The sequence below is a fragment of the Variovorax nitratireducens genome (assembly GCF_051216545.1).
In the GTDB taxonomy this organism is placed as follows: domain Bacteria; phylum Pseudomonadota; class Gammaproteobacteria; order Burkholderiales; family Burkholderiaceae_C; genus Variovorax.
The window spans coordinates 272665-290869 of sequence record NZ_JBPJZO010000003.1 but is presented as its reverse complement, the minus strand read 5'-3'; the positions used below and the strand labels follow the sequence as shown (position 1 = coordinate 290869).

At 68.3% G+C, this 18205-nt stretch carries 16 protein-coding genes; 8 read left to right on the top strand and 8 right to left on the bottom strand.

The genetic code is table 11. The features are described 5' to 3' along the window. Window positions 1-46 precede the first annotated feature (46 nt). From ACSFA8_RS10585 to ACSFA8_RS10565, 5 genes are all read left to right on the top strand, one after another. Complete coding sequence (locus tag ACSFA8_RS10585; RefSeq protein WP_435479471.1) at window positions 47-943, top strand: dihydrodipicolinate synthase family protein; 897 nt, start codon at window positions 47-49, stop codon at window positions 941-943. A 63-nt stretch (window positions 944-1006) separates the two neighbouring features. Then, window positions 1007-1837 (top strand): ABC transporter substrate-binding protein, encoded by an 831-nt coding sequence (locus ACSFA8_RS10580; RefSeq protein WP_435479470.1) that lies wholly within the window; start codon window positions 1007-1009, stop codon window positions 1835-1837. A 9-nt stretch (window positions 1838-1846) separates the two neighbouring features. After that, window positions 1847-2560 (top strand): amino acid ABC transporter permease, encoded by a 714-nt coding sequence (locus tag ACSFA8_RS10575; RefSeq protein WP_435479469.1) that lies wholly within the window; start codon window positions 1847-1849, stop codon window positions 2558-2560. A 13-nt stretch (window positions 2561-2573) separates the two neighbouring features. Further along, the gene (gene hydA / locus ACSFA8_RS10570; RefSeq protein ID WP_435479468.1) at window positions 2574-4028 is read left to right on the top strand and encodes a dihydropyrimidinase; all 1455 of its coding nucleotides are present in this window, start codon (window positions 2574-2576) and stop codon (window positions 4026-4028) included. A gap of 64 nt (window positions 4029-4092) precedes the next feature. Further along, on the top strand, window positions 4093-4779 hold the full coding sequence (locus tag ACSFA8_RS10565; RefSeq protein WP_435479467.1) for a GntR family transcriptional regulator: 687 nt from the start codon (window positions 4093-4095) through the stop codon (window positions 4777-4779). On the opposite strand, the gene ACSFA8_RS10560 is transcribed toward ACSFA8_RS10565, so the two are convergent. Then, a complete protein-coding gene (locus ACSFA8_RS10560; RefSeq protein WP_435479466.1) occupies window positions 4757-6208 on the bottom strand; it encodes an MFS transporter in 1452 nt (483 codons plus the stop codon). The genes ACSFA8_RS10565 and ACSFA8_RS10560 overlap by 23 nt on opposite strands. Before the next feature lie 145 nt (window positions 6209-6353). Here ACSFA8_RS10560 and ACSFA8_RS10555 point away from each other — a divergent pair, with 145 nt between their 5' ends. From ACSFA8_RS10555 to ACSFA8_RS10545, 3 genes are all read left to right on the top strand, one after another. Next, window positions 6354-7364, top strand: a complete 1011-nt coding sequence (locus ACSFA8_RS10555; protein WP_435479465.1) for an aldo/keto reductase — start codon at window positions 6354-6356, stop codon at window positions 7362-7364. Next, window positions 7361-8509, top strand: coding sequence for a zinc-binding dehydrogenase (locus tag ACSFA8_RS10550; RefSeq protein ID WP_435479464.1), 1149 nt, complete (start codon window positions 7361-7363; stop codon window positions 8507-8509). Before ACSFA8_RS10555 ends, ACSFA8_RS10550 begins: the two co-directional genes overlap by 4 nt. Before the next feature lie 113 nt (window positions 8510-8622). Beyond that, entirely contained in the window at window positions 8623-8787 is a 165-nt protein-coding gene (locus ACSFA8_RS10545) for a hypothetical protein (protein WP_435479463.1), read from the top strand. Window positions 8788-8921: 134 nt separating this feature from the next. On the opposite strand, the gene ACSFA8_RS10540 is transcribed toward ACSFA8_RS10545, so the two are convergent. The 7 genes from ACSFA8_RS10540 to ACSFA8_RS10510 form a co-directional block, all read right to left on the bottom strand. After that, the gene (locus ACSFA8_RS10540; protein ID WP_435479462.1) at window positions 8922-9434 is read right to left on the bottom strand and encodes a hypothetical protein; all 513 of its coding nucleotides are present in this window, start codon (window positions 9432-9434) and stop codon (window positions 8922-8924) included. Window positions 9435-9439: 5 nt separating this feature from the next. Then, on the bottom strand, window positions 9440-10261 hold the full coding sequence (locus ACSFA8_RS10535) for an alpha/beta fold hydrolase (protein WP_435479461.1): 822 nt from the start codon (window positions 10259-10261) through the stop codon (window positions 9440-9442). Window positions 10262-10342: 81 nt separating this feature from the next. Continuing rightward, the gene (locus ACSFA8_RS10530; protein WP_435479460.1) at window positions 10343-11173 is read right to left on the bottom strand and encodes an urease accessory protein UreD; all 831 of its coding nucleotides are present in this window, start codon (window positions 11171-11173) and stop codon (window positions 10343-10345) included. Between the two features lie 18 nt (window positions 11174-11191). Then, entirely contained in the window at window positions 11192-13936 is a 2745-nt protein-coding gene (locus ACSFA8_RS10525) for a winged helix-turn-helix domain-containing protein (protein ID WP_435479459.1), read from the bottom strand. A 25-nt stretch (window positions 13937-13961) separates the two neighbouring features. Then, on the bottom strand, window positions 13962-15146 hold the full coding sequence (locus ACSFA8_RS10520) for a lipid-transfer protein (RefSeq protein ID WP_435479458.1): 1185 nt from the start codon (window positions 15144-15146) through the stop codon (window positions 13962-13964). Continuing rightward, window positions 15143-17029 carry an acyl-CoA synthetase gene (locus ACSFA8_RS10515; RefSeq protein WP_435479457.1) on the bottom strand — a complete coding sequence of 629 codons (1887 nt, stop codon included), beginning with the start codon at window positions 17027-17029 and terminating at the stop codon, window positions 15143-15145. Before ACSFA8_RS10515 ends, ACSFA8_RS10520 begins: the two co-directional genes overlap by 4 nt. 15 nt (window positions 17030-17044) lie before the next feature. After that, window positions 17045-18181 (bottom strand): DUF5938 domain-containing protein, encoded by a 1137-nt coding sequence (locus ACSFA8_RS10510; protein ID WP_435479456.1) that lies wholly within the window; start codon window positions 18179-18181, stop codon window positions 17045-17047. Window positions 18182-18205: the final 24 nt, after the last annotated feature.

Sequence of the window (18205 nt, the reverse complement as noted above, 5' to 3'; positions counted from 1 at the left end):
ACGTATACATTCATATCGTCATTCGATTTGTGAACCAAGGACGGACATGACAGCGTTTCGCGGCACCTACACGGTGCTCATCACCCCCATGACGGCAGACGGCAAGAACGTCGATGTGCCGGCGCTCCGGAAGCTGGTCGACTGGCAGATCGAGGAGGGGATCCACGGCCTGATTCCGCTGGGCAGCACCGGGGAGTTCCTGTCGCTGACGCCGGAAGAACGGCAACTGGTCATCGAAACCTGCATCAGCACTGCTGCAAAACGCGTGCCCGTGCTGATCGGCACCGGCGCCGAATGGACCGACGAATGCGTGCGCCTGAGCCGCGAGGCCGAGACCATGGGCGCCGACGGCGTGATGATCATTCCGCCGTTCTACAGCTCGCCCACCGACGACGAACTGTTCGCGCACTACCGCAAGGTGGGCGAGGCCATCGGCATTCCGATCATGGTCTACAACAACCCGGCCACCGCCAACGTCGACCTGAAGCCGGAACTGGTGGCGCGCCTGTCGCGCATCGACAACTGCCGCTACATCAAGGAGTCGACGCTCGAGGTCACGCGCGTGCGCGACATCATCGAGCTGTGCGGCGACCGCATGACGGTGTTCGCCGGCATCCTGGGCTACGAGTCGTTCTGGCTCGGCGCGCAAGGCTGGGTCGCGGTGTGCTCCAACCTGATTCCGAAGATGTCGGCGCGCCTGTTCGAACTGGTGGCCGACGAGCAGGACATGCCCGCTGCGCTGGCGCTCTACAAGCAGATGCTGCCGATCGTGCGCTGGGTCGGCGGACACCGCTACGTGGCGGCCTCGAAAGACGGCCTCGGGATGATGGGCCTGCCGGTCGGCCAGCCCCGTGCCCCGCGGCTGCCGCTGCCCGAAGCCGATGCACGCGACCTGCGCGTTGCGCTCGACAAGCTCGGCCTGCTCGACTCGATCGCGGCCTGAAGCGCCAGCCCCCGTTTTGTTCTCTCCCTTGCCTCGTCCGTTCAACCTTCTGAAGGATTCCCCATGAAATTGCTTCCCGCCATCGCCTCGGCCGCAGCGTTCTTTGTTATCTGCATCGGCGGCGCCCACGCCCAGGCCTGCAAGTCGCCGGTGCCCGATTCGGCACTGGTCAAGAAGGGCACGCTCACCATGTCGGTCAACCCGACCCTGCCGCCGATGCAGTTCGTCGACCAGACCGGCGCGCTCAAGGGCATGCGCGTGGAGCTCGGCGAGATGATCGCCAAGCGCCTGTGCCTCACGCCCGAGTACGTGCGCATCGAGTTCTCGGCCATGATCCCGGGCCTGCAGGCCGGCCGCTGGGACGTCATCAACACCGGCATCTTCTACACCGAAGAGCGCGCCAAGCTCATGCAGATGCTGCAGTACGAAGACCAGGCCATCAGCATCAGCACCGCAAAGGGCAACCCGCTCAAGATCGCCAAGCCCGAAGACCTCTCGGGCAAGGCCATCGGCGTGGAAATCGGCGGCTTTGAGGAGCGCAAGACGCGCGAGCTCGACAAGCAGCTCACCGACAAGGGCATGAAGGGCATGAACATCCGCACCTTCGAGAACTTCGCGATGTCGTTCCAGTCGCTGCGCGCCGGCCAGGTCGAGGTGGCGCTGTCGATCGACTCCACCGCGGCCGAATACCAGAAGCGCGGCGACTTCGACCGCGTGCTCAGCGGCCTTTTCCCGACCCCGGTGGCGCTGGCCACCAAGAACAAGGAACTCGCCACCGCGATGGCCAAGGTGCTGAACGACATGAAGGCCGACGGCAGCTTCCAGAAGCTGTTCGACCAGTACGGCGTGAAGGCGATCGACGGCGCCGTGACGGTCAAGGGCCCGGCGAGCTGATCGCCTGCCATGGGACAAGGCTGGAGCTGGTCGGGCTTTACCGACTATCTGTTCAACCCGTACATCCTGGCGGGGGCGGTCACCACGCTCTGGCTCACGCTCGCGTCGATCGCCGGTGGGCTGGTGCTGGGCTGCGCGCTGGCGCTGGCCCGGCTGTCGAAGCACTCCTGGCTCTCGACGCCTGCGCACTTCTACATCTGGGTGTTCCGCGGCACGCCGCTGCTGGTGCAGCTCATCATCATCTACACCGGGCTGCCGCAGCTCGGGTTGAAGCTGTCGGTGGTCGAGTCGGCGCTGCTCGGGCTGATCCTCAACGAAGCCGCGTACCTCGCGGAAATCGTGCGCGGCGGCATCCAGGGCATTTCGGTCGGGCAGACCAACGCGGCGCGCGCCGTGGGCTTCAGCGGCGCGCAGGCCATGCGCTACGTCGTGATGCCGCAGGCCATGCGGCTCATCATTCCCACGCTAGGCAACAGCATCAACGGGCTGCTCAAGACGACCTCGATCACGTCGGTGATCTCGATGGAGGAACTGCTGCGCCGCACCCAGGTGCTGATCCAGGAGAAGTTCATGGTGCTCGAGCTGTTCATCGTCGCGGCGATCTACTACCTGCTGATGACCACCGCCTGGGACTTCGTGCAGCGGCGCATCGAACGCCACTACGGCCGTGCCTACAGCAGCACGGTGACGCCAGCCAAAGACCTCGCGCTCGAGCAACGCTAGAAGGACGATTTCCATGCCCCGCTACGACCTGATCCTGCGCAACGCCGACATCGCGACCGTCGGCGACCGCTACAGCGCCGACATCGGCGTGCGCGACGGCCGCATCGTCGCCATCGCCCAGGGCCTCGAAGGCGAGGCCGCGCAAACGCTCGACGCTGCCGGCCGGCTCGTGACGCCGGGCGGCGTCGACGGGCACTGCCACTTCGACCAGCCCACCAACGACGGCTCGAAGTACGCAGACGACTTCTTCACCGGCACCCGCTCGGCGGCCTGCGGCGGCACCACCACGGTGCTGCCGTTCGCGGTGCAGCAGCGCGGCGCCTCGATCCAGGCGGCGGTCGACGACTACCACCGCCGCGCCGACGGCAAGGCGGTGATCGACTACGCCTTCCACCTGATCGTGGCCGACGCCACCAAGGACGTCACCCAGCGCGAGCTGCCAATGCTGATCGACAAGGGCTACACGTCCTTCAAGATCTACATGACCTACGACGACCTGAAGCTCGGCGATCGGCAGATCATCGAGGTGCTGGCGGTCGCGCGCCGCCACGGCGCGATGACCATGATCCACGCCGAAAACAGCGACTGCATCGCCTGGCTGACCGAACAGCTGCTCGAGGCGGGGCTCACCGCGCCGCGCTACCACAGCAGCTCGCGGCCGATGGCGGTCGAGCGTGAGGCCACGCACCGCGCTATCGCGCTGGCCGAGCTGATCGACACGCCGATCCTGATCGTCCACGTCTCGGGCCGCGAGGCGGTGGAGCAGATCCACTGGGCGCGCGGGCGCGGCCTGCCGGTCTACGCGGAAACCTGCCCGCAATACCTGTTCCTCAGCGCCGAAGACCTCGGCATTGACCCCGACGATCCGATGCACGGCGCCCGCTGCGTCTGCAGTCCGCCGCCGCGTGACAAGGCCAACCAGCAGTTCATCTGGAACGGCCTGTCGAGCGGGCTGTTCACCATCGTGTCGTCCGACCACGCGCCCTTCAACATGGAAGGCCCGCACGGCAAGCGCGTGGCCGGCGAAGAGGCTTCGTTCGACCGCATTCCCAATGGCATCCCGGGTGTCGAGACGCGGCTGCCGCTGCTCATGAGCGAAGGCGTGCTGGGCGGGCGCATCGACATCCACCGTTTCGTTGAACTCACGTCCACCAATCCGGCACGCCTCTACGGGCTGTACCCGAAGAAGGGGACGATCGCGGTGGGCGGCGACGCCGACTTCGTGGTCTGGGACCGGTTCGCCGAAGGCGAGGAGCGCACGTTGACCAACCAGATGCTGCACCACGCGGTCGACTACACGCCCTACGAGGGCATGAAGCTGCGCGCCTGGCCCGCCACCACGGTCTCGCGCGGGCGCCTGGTGTGGCATAAAGGGCGCTTCCAGGCCGAGGCCGGCTCCGGCCAGTTCCAGCCGTGCCTGCGGCCCCGTGCGCCGCGCGATTCGAATCCGCTCGACCAATGGTTGTGACGCGGCGCCGTTACCGGTTCCCGGGCTGCTAAGCTTTTCCGCTTCCGTGCACTTGCTCCATCGCATGCCAAGCCTTCCCAGCCCGGCGCAACCCGCCACCATCACCATCACGCCGCTCGAGGTGCGCTCGGCCAGCCTGGCCGAGCAGGCCTACGAGCGGCTGCGCACGCTCATCCTCGACCGGAAGATCTTTCCCGGCAGTCCGTTGCAGGAAGGGCGGCTGGCCGTCGACCTGGGCATCTCGCGCACGCCGATGCGCGAGGCGCTGGTGCGGCTGGCCGGCGAAGGCCTGCTGGTGCGGCGCGACGCGCGCTCCTACGCCGTGCGCGCGCTGGGCACCAAGGAATACTTCGACTGCATGCGCGCGCGCGAGGTGATCGAAGGCGAGGCCATCGCGCTGGCCGCAACCCGCATCGATGCCGCGGATCTCGACCGGCTGCAGGCCGAGATCGAGGCACTCAATGCCGGCGAGCACGACGAAACCGAGCACTGGCATTTCGACGACAAGTTCCATGTGTTCATTGCCACGGCCAGCGGCAACGTGGTGTTTCCGCGCCTGGTGGAGGAACTGCGCGTGAACGCTCGGCTGTTTCGCCTGCACAGCCCGCTGCATCGGCAGCGCGAGAACCACGACGAGCACGGCGACATCATCGCCGCCTTGCGCGCGAGGGATCCGGAACGCGCGCGGCAGGCCATGCGCGAGCACTTGCGCAGCCTGCAGGAAGACGTCAAGCGCGCGTTGATCGACTGACGGGCTCTGCCGGGTGCGCGCCCATCGGCGGCGCGATGTCTTCCAGCGAGCGGCGCTCGGCGTCGATGGCGTAGCGCCATGCGATGAGCCCGGCGACGATCACCAGCACGGCGCCGATCGCGTAACCGATCGTGACCGCGCCGCGGCTGCCGGTTTCGATCAGCATGCCGAACAGCAGCGGCGCGGCGAAACCCCCGGCACCGGTGCCGACCGCATAGAACACCGAAATCGCGAGGGCCCGCATCTCCAGCGGAAACACCTCGCTCACCGTGAGATAGGCCGAACTCGCCGCGGCCGAGGCCAGGAAGAACACCGCCGACCAGCACAACGCCTGGCTCAGCGCATCGAGCCAGCCGGCCATGAAGGCCGCGCCGGTCAGCGCGAGCCCGACACCCGAGAGCACGTACGTGATGCCGATCATGCGGCGCCGGCCGACCCGGTCGAACAGGGGCCCGAGCAGCAACGGCCCGAGCACATTGCCCAGCGCGAACGGAAAGATGTAGAGCGCCACGCGGCCTTCGGCCACGCCGTGAAAACGTGTCAGCACCAGCGCGTAGGTGAAGAAGATCGCGTTGTAGAAGAAGGCCTGCGAGATCATCAGCGCCATGGCCACGACGCTGCGGCGGCGGTACTGGTGCAGCAGCACGTGCGCCACCTGGCGCATGGTCGGCGCGGCCTGGCGCACGAAGCTCAACCGTGAAGTGACCGGTGCCAGCGGACCATGCTGCGCAGCCACCTCGGCTTCGATCCGTTCGATGATCGCGTTGGCCTCGTCGGCGCGGCCGTGCGCCATGAGCCAGCGCGGGCTCTCGGGCACGTCGCGCCGCACCAGCAGGATCGCGATGGCCAACACCGCGCCCAGTGCGAAGCCCGCGCGCCAGCCCCACACCGGGCCGAGCACGCGCGCATCGAGCAGCACCAGGCTCAGGCCCGCGCCGAGCGCCGCACCGATCCAGAAACTGCCATTGATCGCCAGGTTCACGCGGCCACGCACCCGCGCCGGAACCAGTTCGTCGATGGCGGAATTGATGGCCGCGTACTCGCCGCCGATGCCCAGCCCCGTGACGAAGCGGCAGACCGCGAAGAATGCGAAGTTGGGCGAGAACGCCGTGGCCAGCGTGGCGGCGGTGTACACCGCAAGCGTGACGAGAAACAGCTTCTTGCGCCCGAGCCGGTCGGCCAGGCGGCCGAACAGCAACGCGCCGATCACCGCACCCCCGATGTAGAGCGAGCCCGCGCCGCCGATCTGCGTTGCCGAGAGCCCCAGCGTGTCGGGCCGCTCGAGCACGCTACCGATGGAGCCGACCAGCGTGACCTCCAGGCCGTCGAGCACCCAGGCCACGCCCAGCGCGATCACCACGCGCCAGTGCCAGCGTGACCACGGCAGGCGGTCGAGGCGGGCGGGGATGTCGGTGTGGAGCAGGGTCATGGGCCGGGCCTTGCACTGTAGGGACGAAGCGCCCGGCTGCGCTGTCGGCCAAAGTCCCGAATGCCGGCCGAGGCGTCGGCCAGCACGATCAGCCCGCGCTGACTATGATGGCCCGCTCACCATCGCGCACGGAGCGAGACATTCCATGAGCATCCCCGTCACCCGCCTCGGCCGCACCGGCCTCAAAGTGTCGCGGCTCGCGCTCGGCACCATGACCTTCGGGCTGCAGACCGACGAGGCCACGTCGTTCCGCATCCTCGACCGCGCGACCGATGGCGGCATCAATTTCCTCGACACGGCGGACGTGTATCCGCTGGGCGGCACGGTCGAAACCACCGGCCGCACCGAGGAGATCGTCGGCAACTGGCTGCATGCCCAGGGCCCGAGCCGGCGCAGCCAGTTCATCCTCGCCACCAAGGCGGCCAACAAGGTGGGCCCGAACCCGTGGGATCAGGGCAACTCGCGCAAGCATTTGCTCGACGCGATCGACGCCTCGCTCAAGCGGCTGCAGACCGACCATGTCGATCTGTACCAACTGCACCACGACGACCCGCACACGCCGCTCGACGAAAGCCTCGAGGCGCTCGACCTGATCGTGCGCTCGGGCCGTGCGCGCTACATCGGCGTGTCCAACTTCCTGTCGTACCGGCTCGCGCGCGCGATCGGCATCGCGGCGCTGCACAAGCTCACGCAGTTCGTGTCGGTGCAGCCGCGCTACAGCCTGCTGTTCCGCGAGATCGAACGCGAGTTGCTGCCGCTGGCCGGCGAAGAGGGCCTCGGCGTGATTCCGTACAACCCGCTGGCCGGCGGCCTGCTCACCGGCAAGTACGTGCCCGGCGCCAAGCCAGAAGACAACACGCGCTTCACGCTCGGCACGGCCGGTGGCATGTACCAGGATCGCTACTGGAACGAGCGCAGCTTCGCCACCGTGTCGCAGTTGCACAAGCTGGCCGGCGAAGCCGGCGTGCCGCTCGCGACACTGGCTGTCGCATGGGTGATGGCCAATCCGCTCATCACCGCGCCACTGCTCGGCGCCAGCCGGCCCGAACAGCTCGATGCCACGCTCGCCGCCGCCGACTACCAGTTGCCGGCCGACCTCAAGCAACGCCTCGACGAGCTGACCACCGAATACCGCAAGGGAGACGCACCGCGATGAACACACCGAACCCCCGCACCGGCCTGCAGCTGCGCTCGCTGATCAAAAAGAGCGGCGAGCTGGAGCTGTCGCTGGCGAGCGTCCCGCTGCCCGAACTTGGCGCCGACGACGTGCTCGTCCGCGTCGAGGCTTCGCCGCTCAACCCGTCCGATCTCGGCCTGCTGTTCGGTGCGGCCGACATGGGCACGGCCGCCGCGTCAGGCACGCCCGACCGGCCGGTGGTCACCGCACGCGTGCCTGAAGGCGCGATGAAAGCCATGGCCGGCCGGCTCGATGAATCGATGCCAGTCGGCAACGAGGGCGCGGGTGTGGTGGTCGAGGCTGGATCATCGGCCGCGGCGCAGGCCCTGCGCGGCAAGACGGTGGCCGTGCTCGGCGGCGCGATGTACGCGCAGTACCGTGCGATGCCGGCGGCGCAGTGCCTGGTGCTGCCCGAGGGCGCGACGCCGGCCGATGGCGCGTCGTCGTTCGTCAACCCCCTCACCGCGCTCGGCATGGTCGAGACCATGCGGCGCGAGGGCCACACCGCGCTGGTGCACACGGCCGCGGCGTCGAACCTCGGCCAGATGCTCAACCGCATCTGCATGCAGGACGGCATTGCGCTCGTGAACATCGTTCGCAAGCAGGAGCAGGTCGACCTGCTCAAGGCCATGGGCGCGAAGTACGTGTGCGACGCGAGCGCGCCCACCTTCCTGCAGGATCTGACCGACGCGCTGGTCGCGACCGGCGCGACCATCGCCTTCGACGCCACCGGCGGCGGCAGGCTCGGCGGCCAGATCCTCGGCTGCATGGAAGCGGCACTCAACAAGACCGCGAAGGAATACAGCCGCTACGGCTCGACCACGCACAAGCAGGTGTACCTTTACGGCGGCCTGGACACGCGCCCGACCGAGTTCGTGCGCAACTTCGGCATGGCCTGGGGCATGGGCGGCTGGCTGCTGTTTCCGTTCCTGCAGAAAATCGGCCCGGCGGCCGCGCAGGCGCTCAAGCAGCGCGTCGCCGCCGAACTCAAGACCACTTTCGCGAGCCACTACTCGAAGGAGATCTCGCTGGCCGAGGTGCTCGACCTCGGCACCATTGCGGTCTACAACCAGCGCGCAACTGGCACCAAGTACCTGATCAATCCGAACAAGGGCTTGGGTTAGCAGGTTGCGCATCGGCATCGGCTGACAACGCGTCGGGCGCTCGGCCGGGCGGGGCGCGTCGCGCCCGGGTTCAGGCTTGAGCCGCGATCAAGGAATCAAGGAGCATCGATGCCATGAACACCCAAAGCAAGCCCAAGCCGTCGCAGGATGACGAACCCGAAATCACGCAGGAAGAATCCGTGCCCTCCGATGGCACGGACGAGGTCGGCGAGAAGATGATGGAAGACCTGGGGCGCGAGCGCAGCCGACAGGGCAAGGCCATCCCGTCGGAAGACTGACATGGCCACCCAACCCGGCCCGCCGCCCGAACCCGTCGAACCGCTGAGCCCGCCACCGGAGCCGCCGCCCGAGCCGATGCCGGAGCAACTGCCGGTGAGCTGAACCTCAGGCGGCGAACTTCAAGCGGCGAAGTTCAGGCGGTGGTGCCGCGAACCGATGCGCCTGCGCCACCGGCGCGCAGCCGTCGCACCTGCAGTGTCGCGCCGATCAGGAACACGACGAAGAGCACGCCGACGACCTTCTGCAGCGCGGGATCCTCGGGGCTCGCGAACAACGGTGCACCGGCCGGCAGGCGCGTGAAGGTTTCGGTCACGCCTGGGATCATGTGGAAGAAGAAGGTCAGCGAGTAGCTCACGGTCTCCACATACTTCGAGGCACGGCCCAACAGCGCGGTGCGGCCAGCGACGGCCGCCAGTGCCAGCACGACCAGCGTCACGATGCCCAGCACGTGCGGCTTGCCGAAGCCGCCGTGCTGGAAGATGCCGAACCCGGTGAGGCAGGTCAGCACCGTCGTCCAGATGTAGACCTTGCCGAGCGTGTGGCCCGGCGGGATTTCCTTGAAGCGGAAGAACGCGATGAGACCGGCTGCCACTGCGACCAGGCTGATGGCGGTGTGGATGGCGCCGAGGGTGGTGAGGCCGAACATGGCGGTCACTTCCTGATGAACGCCAGCAGGTCGGCGTTGATGATGTCGGGGTGCGTCGCACACATGCCGTGCGGCAGTCCGGGGTACACCTTGAGTTCGGCGCCCTTGACCAGCTTGGCCGACAGCAGGCCCGATGCGCCGATCGGCACGATCTGGTCGTCGTCGCCGTGCATCACGAAAGTGGGCACGTCGATCTTCTTCAGGTCGTCGGTGAAGTCGGTTTCGGAGAACGCTTTCACGCAGTCGTAGTGCGCCTTGATGCCGCCCATCATTCCCTGCAGCCACCAGTGCTGCCGGATGCCCTCGGAGATCTTCGCGCCAGGCCGGTTGTAGCCGTAGAAGGGCAGCGTGATATCGCGGTAGAACTCGGCGCGGTTGCCGGCCACGCCCGCACGGATGCCGTCGAACACGTCGATCGGCAGGCCGCCCGGATTGCCGGCGGTCTTCAGCATGATGGGAGGCACGGCGCCGATCAGCACCGCCTTGGCCACGCGCTGGCTGCCGTGCCGGCCCAGGTAGCGCGCAACCTCGCCGCCGCCGGTGGAGTGGCCGATGTGCACCGCATCCTTGAGATCCAGCGCGGCCGTGAGCGCGGCGAGGTCGTCGGCGTAGGTGTCCATCTCGTTGCCCGTCCACGTCTGGGTCGAACGCCCGTGGCCGCGGCGATCGTGCGCGATGACGCGAAAGCCCTGGGCCAGGAAGAAAAGCATCTGGTTGTCCCAGTCGTCGGCCGTGAGCGGCCAGCCGTGGGAGAAGACGATGGGCTGGCCGGTGCCCCAGTCCTTGTAGTAGATCTCGGTGCCGTCGGCGGTGGTGATACTGGGCATGAGAGTGCACTCCTCGTCGGTGGTTGGCCCCGCAGCTTGGCACAAGCGCGCGATCCGCGCCTCCCATATTTCTTGCGGTAACTACATCGCCCAGATGCGTGGCGTGGACGCCGGCAACTGCCACAGTTCGGTGCGCCAGGCCTGCCAGACGCGGCGCAGCAAATGCATCGCAGGCTCCACCACCGGCGCCAGCACGCGCAGCACGATGATCCCGCCATGCGGGCTGGTGGCGCCGGCGCTTTCCGTCAGGGGGCTCGCGTCGATCAGCGTGCGGGCGACGTCGAGCAGGGCATCGCGTCGCGCCTTGGCGAGCGGCGTGCCCGCCACGAAGAACAGCGACGCCATGCAGTGGTGGCCCGCCAGCCCGATCGGGCTGGCCAGCAGCCGGTGGTCGCTCGCGTCGATGCGGCCGCGCTCCAACCAGACGCCCGGCACCTCGATGTGCTGAAGCAGCGTGCCGCGGTCGAACGGCAGCTTGGCGCCCGGCAGCCCCAGGGCCATGACGTCCCAGCCGATCAGCTCGGCGCCGGGCGCGGCCTCGATGCGCAGGCGGTTCTCGGCCCTGCAGCCGCTGTAGCAAATGGCCTCGAGCGGCAACCATTCGAGCCGCGCCCCGGCATCGAGCCGGATACGGGTCTGCTGCAACGCGAGTTCGCCGTCGGAGCGGTAGAAGCGCGTGGCGCCCGGCGTGGTGATCAGGCCGTGGCTGCCGGGCGCGCCCGTGATGTCGATCTCGAGCGTGTCGCCGCCGACCAGCCCGCCCGGCGGATGCACCAGCACGTTGTGGCAGACCGCGTCGCCCTCGGGGTAGAGGCTCTGCAGGATGCGCAGCGGCCCGTCGTGGCGAAAGCGTGCGACGCTGCGGCTGGATTCGTGTTGATAGTCGAGTTGGAGACGGGCGTGCCAGGGCATGCGCCGAGTCTACGGGCCCTAAAGAATGGAAATGTCCTGTGCACGCGCCAGCGCGCTGGTGCGGTTCTTCACGCCGAGCTTGGCGAAGATGTTGTGAAGGTGCCATTTCACCGTCGCTTCCGACAGGAACAGGCTCTGCGCAAGCTCGCGGTTGCCGAGACCGGCTTTCAGAAGGCGGAGGATCTTCAGTTCGCGCTCGGTCAGGTCTTCTGCGCCGCCGCGCCCCGCCGTCACGCGCAGTGCCGGCTGCGCACTGCGGCCGGCCGCCTGCAAAAGCTGTTGCAGATGGCCCTCCGGCTGCAACTCGCCGCGGCTTGCATGGATCGCCTCGGCCATGTCGAGCAGCAAGGCGTCGCCGTCGAGCAGGCTGCGCAGCAGGCCGCAGCGCGCGGCCAGCGCCAGGGCTTCGTCCAGGGTGCGCAGCGCCTGCGCGCGATCGAGCGCGCGGTGCTGGTGCAGCGCCTTGAGCACCAGCAGCCGCGCCAGGTGGGCCTGGTGGCCGTCGCGCTGGGCGCGCCGCAGCGCGTCGTTGAGGGCGCCAAGCACGCCTGCACCGGCGTTGTGCGCCGACAGCCGCAGCCGCAGGCTCAGCAGGCACACGCTGTCTTCTTCGACCAGTTCGGCGGCGGCCGGGCTGCCCGCCCCGTGGCCCACAAAGCCGTAGGACTGCGCCAGCTTCAGCGCGTCGTCCGGCGCGCCGGACTGCAGCCGCAGCGTGCAGCGCTCGGCCGCCAGGATCCTCGCCAGGCGCGGCAGCTTGAGCCGGTGACCCAGCGATTCGCCTTCGAGCAGGCAGGCATCGGCTGCCGCTGCTTCGCCGCGCAGGCGCAGCAGGCGGCCCCGCGTAAGGTAGCCGGCCGTGGTCATCTCGACCAGGCCGTGTTCGTCGATGAAGGGCAGGCCCTGGTCGACGAAGCGCTGGGCTTGCGCGAGGTCGTTGCGCTCGTAGCAGACCTCGGCGGCCAGCAGCGTGAGCATCGAGCCGGCGTACGAGGCCACTCCCAGGCTGCGCTCGACGGTCGCAATGCCGAGCTTCGCCTGGGCCATCGCCTCGTGTTGGTCGCCGCGGCGCATCGCGATCATCATCGCCAGCGCGCTGGCCCAGGCCAGCCCGTAGTCGGCCTGGCATTCTTCGAACGCGCGCCGTGCGATGGCCAGCGCCTGGAGGCCCTGCTCGAACGCCTCGGACGCACAGCAACCGCTGGCGAGCACGTTTGCTACCACGCCGGTCAAAAACGCGTCGGCCTGCGGCCAGCTCTTGAGCCAGAGTTCGCTACGCGCCTTGGCCAGCAGGGGCTCGCCGGTGTGGGCCCAATACACGCAGCGAATCATCTCCACCACGCAGCGCAGCGTGTCGTCGCCGCTCTCGGCGCAGGCGGTTTCGAGCGCGCGCAATTCCTGCTCGGCTTCGGAGTAGCGCCGCGTGAGCACCAGCGACCAGGCGTGCCCGGTGCGGATCTTGGGTCGTGCATGCACCAGGGCCTGCGGCAGCCGCGTGAGCCATCCGAGCAGGGTCGCATGCTCGCCGCGGTGCTGCACCAGTTCGCCCGAGAACGAGGCTACGAGATCGGCCGCGCGTTCGAGGTCGTGGGCCTCGAATGCATGACGCACGGCCTCATGCGGCAGTCGGTGCCGGTGGAACCAGTCGCTCGCGCGCAGATGGATCGCGCGCACCGCATCGCCCGGCAGCTCGCGCGCACGGCCGCGCAGGTAGTCTGCGAACAGGTGGTGGTAGCGAAACCAGGTGCGCGAGCGGTCGAGGCCCGAGAGGAACAGGTTGCGGCTCTGCACTTCCGCCAGCATCGCGCGGCTATCGCTGCGATCCAGAACCTCGTCACAGAGTTCGGCGCAAAAGCGCTCGAGCCCGGCCGTGCCGAGCAGGAACGCGCGCAGGTCGGGTCGCAGGCTGTCGAGCACCTGTTCGCCAAGGTAGTCGGTGATGTCGCGGTCGGTGCCCGAGAAGTCCGCCAGGAAGGCGCTGCGGTCGCCGCTCTCGCGCAGTGCGAGGGACGCGAGCTGCAGGCCGGCGATCCAGCCTTCGGTCAGGTCGTGCAGCGTCTCGACCTGAGCGCGATCCAGCGGCGCACCGCTCACGCGCCCGACGAAGTCGGCGGCCTCGTCGAGGTCGAGCCCGAAGTGCGCGGCATCGAGCTCGAGCAGTTCCCCGCGCAAACGCAGCTGGCTCACCGACAGCGGCAGTCGCGTGCGGCTCGCGATCACGAGGCCGATCGTCGGCGGCAGGTGTGCTACCAGCCATTCGAGCTTGCGGTGCACGCCTTCGTGCTGCACGAGATGGAAATCGTCCAGCACCAGCAGCAGCCGCCGGTCGTGACCTATCAGGTCGTGCAGCAGCGAAGCTACCAGTGCATCGAGCGAGGCCATGTTGCCGCCATCGGCCTGCGCCAGCGCATTGCGGCCGAGCCGTGCGTCGGCATGGTGCAGCGCTGCGGCCAGGTAGCGCATGAATCGCAGCGGGTCGTTGTCCTCGGTGTCGAGGCTGAGCCATGCGGTGGTGATGCCGTGCGGCTCCACCTGTGCGACGAGCTGTGCCAGCGCCGTGGTTTTGCCATAGCCGGCCGGTGCCATCACGCTGAGCAGGCGCTTGGTGAGGCCCGCGTGCAGCAGCGCCGACAATTGCGAGCGCGCCAGCAGGCTCAGCGAAAGCTGTGGCGGCGCGAGCTTGGCCTCGACCAGCACCGCGGCCGACGCCTCGGCCGAGCCGGTGCCGCGTGCCTGCTGCCGTTGTTGCTGCTGCTGCGCCATGCGTGTCTCCGTGGTCTTCTGCGCCTCAGTTTGCCTGATAGAGCGTGACCACGCACGCGCCGCCCAACCCCAGGTTGTGTTGCAGCGCGAGCCGCGCGCCGTCGACCTGGCGGGCCTCGGCGGTGCCACGCAACTGCCACACCAGTTCGGCGCATTGCGCGAGGCCGGTTGCGCCGAGCGGATGGCCCTTGGACAGCAGGCCACCCGAGGGGTTGACCACCCAGCGCCCACCATAGGTGTTGTCGCCGTCCAGCACCATCTGCTCGCCGCCACCTTCGGGCACGAGGCCGAGCGCCTCGTAGCTCAGCAACTCGTTGGCGGTGAAGCAGTCGTGCAGTTCGATCACGTCGATATCTTCCGGACCGACGCCGGCCTGCGCGTAGACGCGCTGCGCCGCGTTGCGGGTCATCTCGAAGCCGATCAGGCGGCGCATGTCGCCAGAATCGAAGCTGTCGGCACGGTCGGTGGTCATGCTCTGCGCCGCGATGGTGATGTGGCCGTCGAGCCCGCGCTTCTTTGCGAAGGCTTCGCTGCACAGGATGGCGGCTGCGGCGCCGCAAGTGGGCGGGCAGCACTGCAGCCGCGTCATCGGGTCGAACACGGTTGGTGAGGCCATCACTTCGTCGAGCGTGAGGGGTTCGCGGAACACGGCAAGCGGGTTGCGGCCCGCATGGCTGCGCGCCTTGACGGCGATGCGACCGAAGGTGTCGGGCCGGGTACCGTACTGCCGGATGTGCCAGCGCGCCGCCCCGCCGAAGTATTGGGCGGCGACCGGCGCTTCGGGCGCCTCGCCTTGCAGGCCTTCCATCGTGGCCTGGAAGCGCTCGAGCGGGTTCGGGCGGTCGGTGAACTGGGCGCCGAGCGCGCCGCGCTGCATCTGCTCGAAGCCCAGCGCGAGCACGCACTCGGCCGCGCCGCTCGCGATCGTCTGGCGCGCGAGGAAGAGGGCGGTCGAACCCGTGGCACAGTTGTTGTTGACGTTGACCACCGGGATGCCGCTCAGGCCCACGCCGTAGAGCGCCGCCTGGCCGCAGGTCGAGTCGCCGTACACATAGCCCACATAGGCCTGTTCGACGAGGCCGTAGTCCACACCGGCATCGGCCAGCGCCGCGCGGGTGGCGGTGCTGCCGAGCTGGTTGTACGGCAGGCTGGCGCTGGGCTTGGCGAAAGGCACCATGCCGACGCCGGCGACACACACCTTCCGGCTCATGCTGTTCGTCTCCATTCGATGATCCAGCGTACCGGCAATCGGCCGAGTTCGGATTCGGCATTTTTCATCAGCGCCTCGCGTTCGGTGGCGGCGGGTTCTGTTGCGACGATGTGCGCTTCGAGGCCATGTCTGGCATGGGGCACCACGTCGACCGTCACGTCGACCGGGCCGCACGCCTTCGTCAGTGTCTCTGCCAGCGCCTTCGCGATCGCCAGCTCGCGCAGCTTCGGCTTGTAGATCTTGTTGACCGCCGTGAGCGGCATCGTGTCGAGCACCACGACGTCGACCGGTACGGCCGCGCGCTCGGTGATGGTGGCGCGGGCATGGGCCAACAGCTCGGCGGCGCTGCAGTCGATATCGCGTCTCAAGGTGACGTAGGCCATCGGCAGTTCGCCAGCGTGGCCGTCGGGCTTGCCGACTGCAGCCGCGAGCTCGACCGCCGGGTGCCGCATCAGGCTCTCCTCGATCATGGCGGGATCGATGTTGTGGCCGCCGCGGATGATCAGATCCTTGGCCCGGCCGGTGAGCCAGAAGTAGCCCTCTGCGTCCTGCCGACCGAGGTCGCCGGTGTTGAGCCAGCCGTCGGCCAGGCAGACGCCGCGGTTGTCGCTGTCCTTGACGTAGCCCGAGAAAACATAGGGCCCGCGCAGAAGAATCGTGCCGATCTCGTCGGCCGCGGCCTCGCGCTGTACCTCGCCATCGGAACCAAGGTGCGCCACCTTCATCTCCTGGTAGGGCAGGCGCAGGCCGATCGAGCCAATGGCACGCTGGCCGTCGCGCGGATTTAGTGAGCTCACGCAGGTGGCCTCGGTCATGCCGTAGCCCTCGAGCAGCTTGAGGCCGGTGGCGGTTTCGAAGCGCTGGAATAGCTCGGGAGAAAGCGGCGCCGCGCCGCAGATGGCGAAGCGTAGCGAGTGCAGGTCGACGCCTTCGCGCGGCACGTTGAGCAGTGCCGACAGCACGGTCGGCACCGAACTGAACAAGGTGGCGCGGTAGCGCTGCACCGAGCGCCAAAACGCGGCAAAGGTGCGCGGGTCGCGGTAGCCGGCGGTCGACAGCAACACCACGTGGGCACCCACGCTGAAGGGTGCGAGGCCGGTGACCATCATCGCGTTCGAATGGAACAACGGCAGGCCGCAGAGCAGCGTGTCGGCCGGGCCCATCGCGACGGCGGTGGAGACGGCCCAGGCGTTGGCGGCCTCGTTGAAATGCGTGCGGCGCGCCAACTTGGGCGTGCCCGTGGTGCCGCCGGTGTGGAAGTACGAGGCCACATCCTCGGGTTGCGGTGGCGGGGCGCCGACCAGTGCATCGCCGGGCTGGCCCGCGAGCAGTGCTTCGAAGTCCAGCGCCCAGGGCGGGCAGGGCCCGCTGCCGCCCACCCGCACCACGGCGCGCAGGCTGGGCACGCGGCCGCGCAGCACCTCGACCTTCTCCCAGATGCCGGGTTGTTCCTGCCGGCCATGCGCCACGATCACCGCGGTGCGGGCCGCATTGAGGATGCCGACCATGTGATCGACTTCGAGAAACGGGTTGACCGGGTTCACGATACCCGCGGCTTCGGCGCCCCAGAGCGTGAAGTGCGTCTCGGGCAGATTGGGCAGCAGGTACGACACCACGTCGCGCCGGCCCACGCCCAGGCTCTCGAAGGCGTTCGCGGCCTGGGTCACGCGGGTGGCCAGCGCGGAGTAGTCGAAGCGTGTTTCGCCATCGGCCGGGTCGCCTGTGGGCACGAAGGTCAGCGCGGGCGCGCCCGGCGTGGCCGCGGCCTGCCGCAGCAGCGCGGCGTAGCTCGATGCCGGCTGTGCGAGGCGGCTGGCGATGGGCAGTGTCTCGATCGCCTCGATATCGACCAGGTCGCGCAGCGGCGGGGGAAGCTGTGTCATGCGTGCTGGCCCGCCTCAATCGTGAACGATCAGCTCGGGCTTTGCTACCAGGCCGAAGCTGCGCAACTGGCCCAGCAGCTCGTGGTGGCCGAAGGCCTGGCAGCCGGAGGCGAAGCCCACGCGCTTCGGTGGTTGCTGCAGCAACGCATGCGCGGCGTAAGCTTGCAGCAGGCCGGTCTGCTTGTAGTTGCAGTTGCCGAAGATGGTGCAGTGCGCCCGCCCGAGCGGGCCGGATGCGTGCACCGAATCGACCGACTTGTTGAGGCGCGGGTTCTCGCGCGGCGGCATGCTGTTCATCACGCCGGCCGCGGTTTGCGCCAGCGCGGCGTAGCGGTCTTCGTCGTTCATGCCCTCGGTGGCCTTGAGCGCGGCCGCCACGATCAGCGGCACGCCCTGCATCAGCGGCTTGTTGAACACGCCACCCAGCACCTTGACGTTTGCCACGCGTGGGTCTTTGCGGAACCACACGGGGTGCGAGGTGCCGCCCCACGGCAGCGCCAGTGCCATCTCGTGCTGTCCGGGGATCGCGAGGCTGTAGAGGCCCGCGTCGGGCTGCCACTCGACCAGCCGGTTCTGCTGCAGGTGAAAGGCCTTGGAGGTCGCGGCGTTGACCAGGATCGTCTGGGTCGAGGCGATGGTCGGGCTGCCGCCCCAGAACACGGCGATGTCCAGCGTGTCGAGGCCCGGCGTCTCGAGGCACAGTTGCGCGGCGATCTCGCCGGTGGTGTACATGTGCGCGAGGCCCGGCGACAGCAGCAGGCCCGCGGCCGCGAACTTCGTGCCGTACTGCTCTTCGAGCGTGATGAGCCAGTCCTGCTCGCCAGTGGTATCTGTGTAGTGGCACTTCGCGGCCAGACAGGCCTCGACCACCTCGGGGCCGAACTTCGCGAATGGGCCGACGGTGTTCAGCACCACCGAGGCGCCGCGGAACAGCGCTGTCAGCGCCTCGGTGGTGTGCGCCACCTCGACGACTTCGTGGACGGCGGTCTCGATGCCGGCGACGTTGGACTTCATCGCCGCCTCGAGTTTGTCCTTGCTGCGACCCGCCGCGATGAAGGGGATGCCGTACTCGCGCAGGTACTCGCACACCAGCCGGCCGGTGTAGCCGCTGGCGCCGTAGACGATCACGGGTTTTTTGTCATTCTTGCTCATCGATTGCTCCTGATGTGTGACAGA

What these genes read in the sequence shown, in the direction of transcription:
- hydA (WP_435479468.1), top strand. Translation starts at nt 2,574, where the DNA reads ATGCCCCGCTACGACCTGATCCTGCGCAACGCCGACATCGCGACCGTC.
- ACSFA8_RS10530 (WP_435479460.1), bottom strand. Translation starts at nt 11,173, where the DNA reads ATGCCCTGGCACGCCCGTCTCCAACTCGACTATCAACACGAATCCAGC.
- ACSFA8_RS10555 (WP_435479465.1), top strand. Translation starts at nt 6,354, where the DNA reads ATGAGCATCCCCGTCACCCGCCTCGGCCGCACCGGCCTCAAAGTGTCG.
- ACSFA8_RS10550 (WP_435479464.1), top strand. Translation starts at nt 7,361, where the DNA reads ATGAACACACCGAACCCCCGCACCGGCCTGCAGCTGCGCTCGCTGATC.
- ACSFA8_RS10540 (WP_435479462.1), bottom strand. Translation starts at nt 9,434, where the DNA reads ATGTTCGGCCTCACCACCCTCGGCGCCATCCACACCGCCATCAGCCTG.
- ACSFA8_RS10585 (WP_435479471.1), top strand. Translation starts at nt 47, where the DNA reads ATGACAGCGTTTCGCGGCACCTACACGGTGCTCATCACCCCCATGACG.
- ACSFA8_RS10565 (WP_435479467.1), top strand. Translation starts at nt 4,093, where the DNA reads ATGCCAAGCCTTCCCAGCCCGGCGCAACCCGCCACCATCACCATCACG.
- ACSFA8_RS10535 (WP_435479461.1), bottom strand. Translation starts at nt 10,261, where the DNA reads ATGCCCAGTATCACCACCGCCGACGGCACCGAGATCTACTACAAGGAC.
- ACSFA8_RS10510 (WP_435479456.1), bottom strand. Translation starts at nt 18,181, where the DNA reads ATGAGCAAGAATGACAAAAAACCCGTGATCGTCTACGGCGCCAGCGGC.
- ACSFA8_RS10575 (WP_435479469.1), top strand. Translation starts at nt 1,847, where the DNA reads ATGGGACAAGGCTGGAGCTGGTCGGGCTTTACCGACTATCTGTTCAAC.
- ACSFA8_RS10525 (WP_435479459.1), bottom strand. Translation starts at nt 13,936, where the DNA reads ATGGCGCAGCAGCAGCAACAACGGCAGCAGGCACGCGGCACCGGCTCG.
- ACSFA8_RS10580 (WP_435479470.1), top strand. Translation starts at nt 1,007, where the DNA reads ATGAAATTGCTTCCCGCCATCGCCTCGGCCGCAGCGTTCTTTGTTATC.
- ACSFA8_RS10545 (WP_435479463.1), top strand. Translation starts at nt 8,623, where the DNA reads ATGAACACCCAAAGCAAGCCCAAGCCGTCGCAGGATGACGAACCCGAA.
- ACSFA8_RS10560 (WP_435479466.1), bottom strand. Translation starts at nt 6,208, where the DNA reads ATGACCCTGCTCCACACCGACATCCCCGCCCGCCTCGACCGCCTGCCG.
- ACSFA8_RS10515 (WP_435479457.1), bottom strand. Translation starts at nt 17,029, where the DNA reads ATGACACAGCTTCCCCCGCCGCTGCGCGACCTGGTCGATATCGAGGCG.
- ACSFA8_RS10520 (WP_435479458.1), bottom strand. Translation starts at nt 15,146, where the DNA reads ATGAGCCGGAAGGTGTGTGTCGCCGGCGTCGGCATGGTGCCTTTCGCC.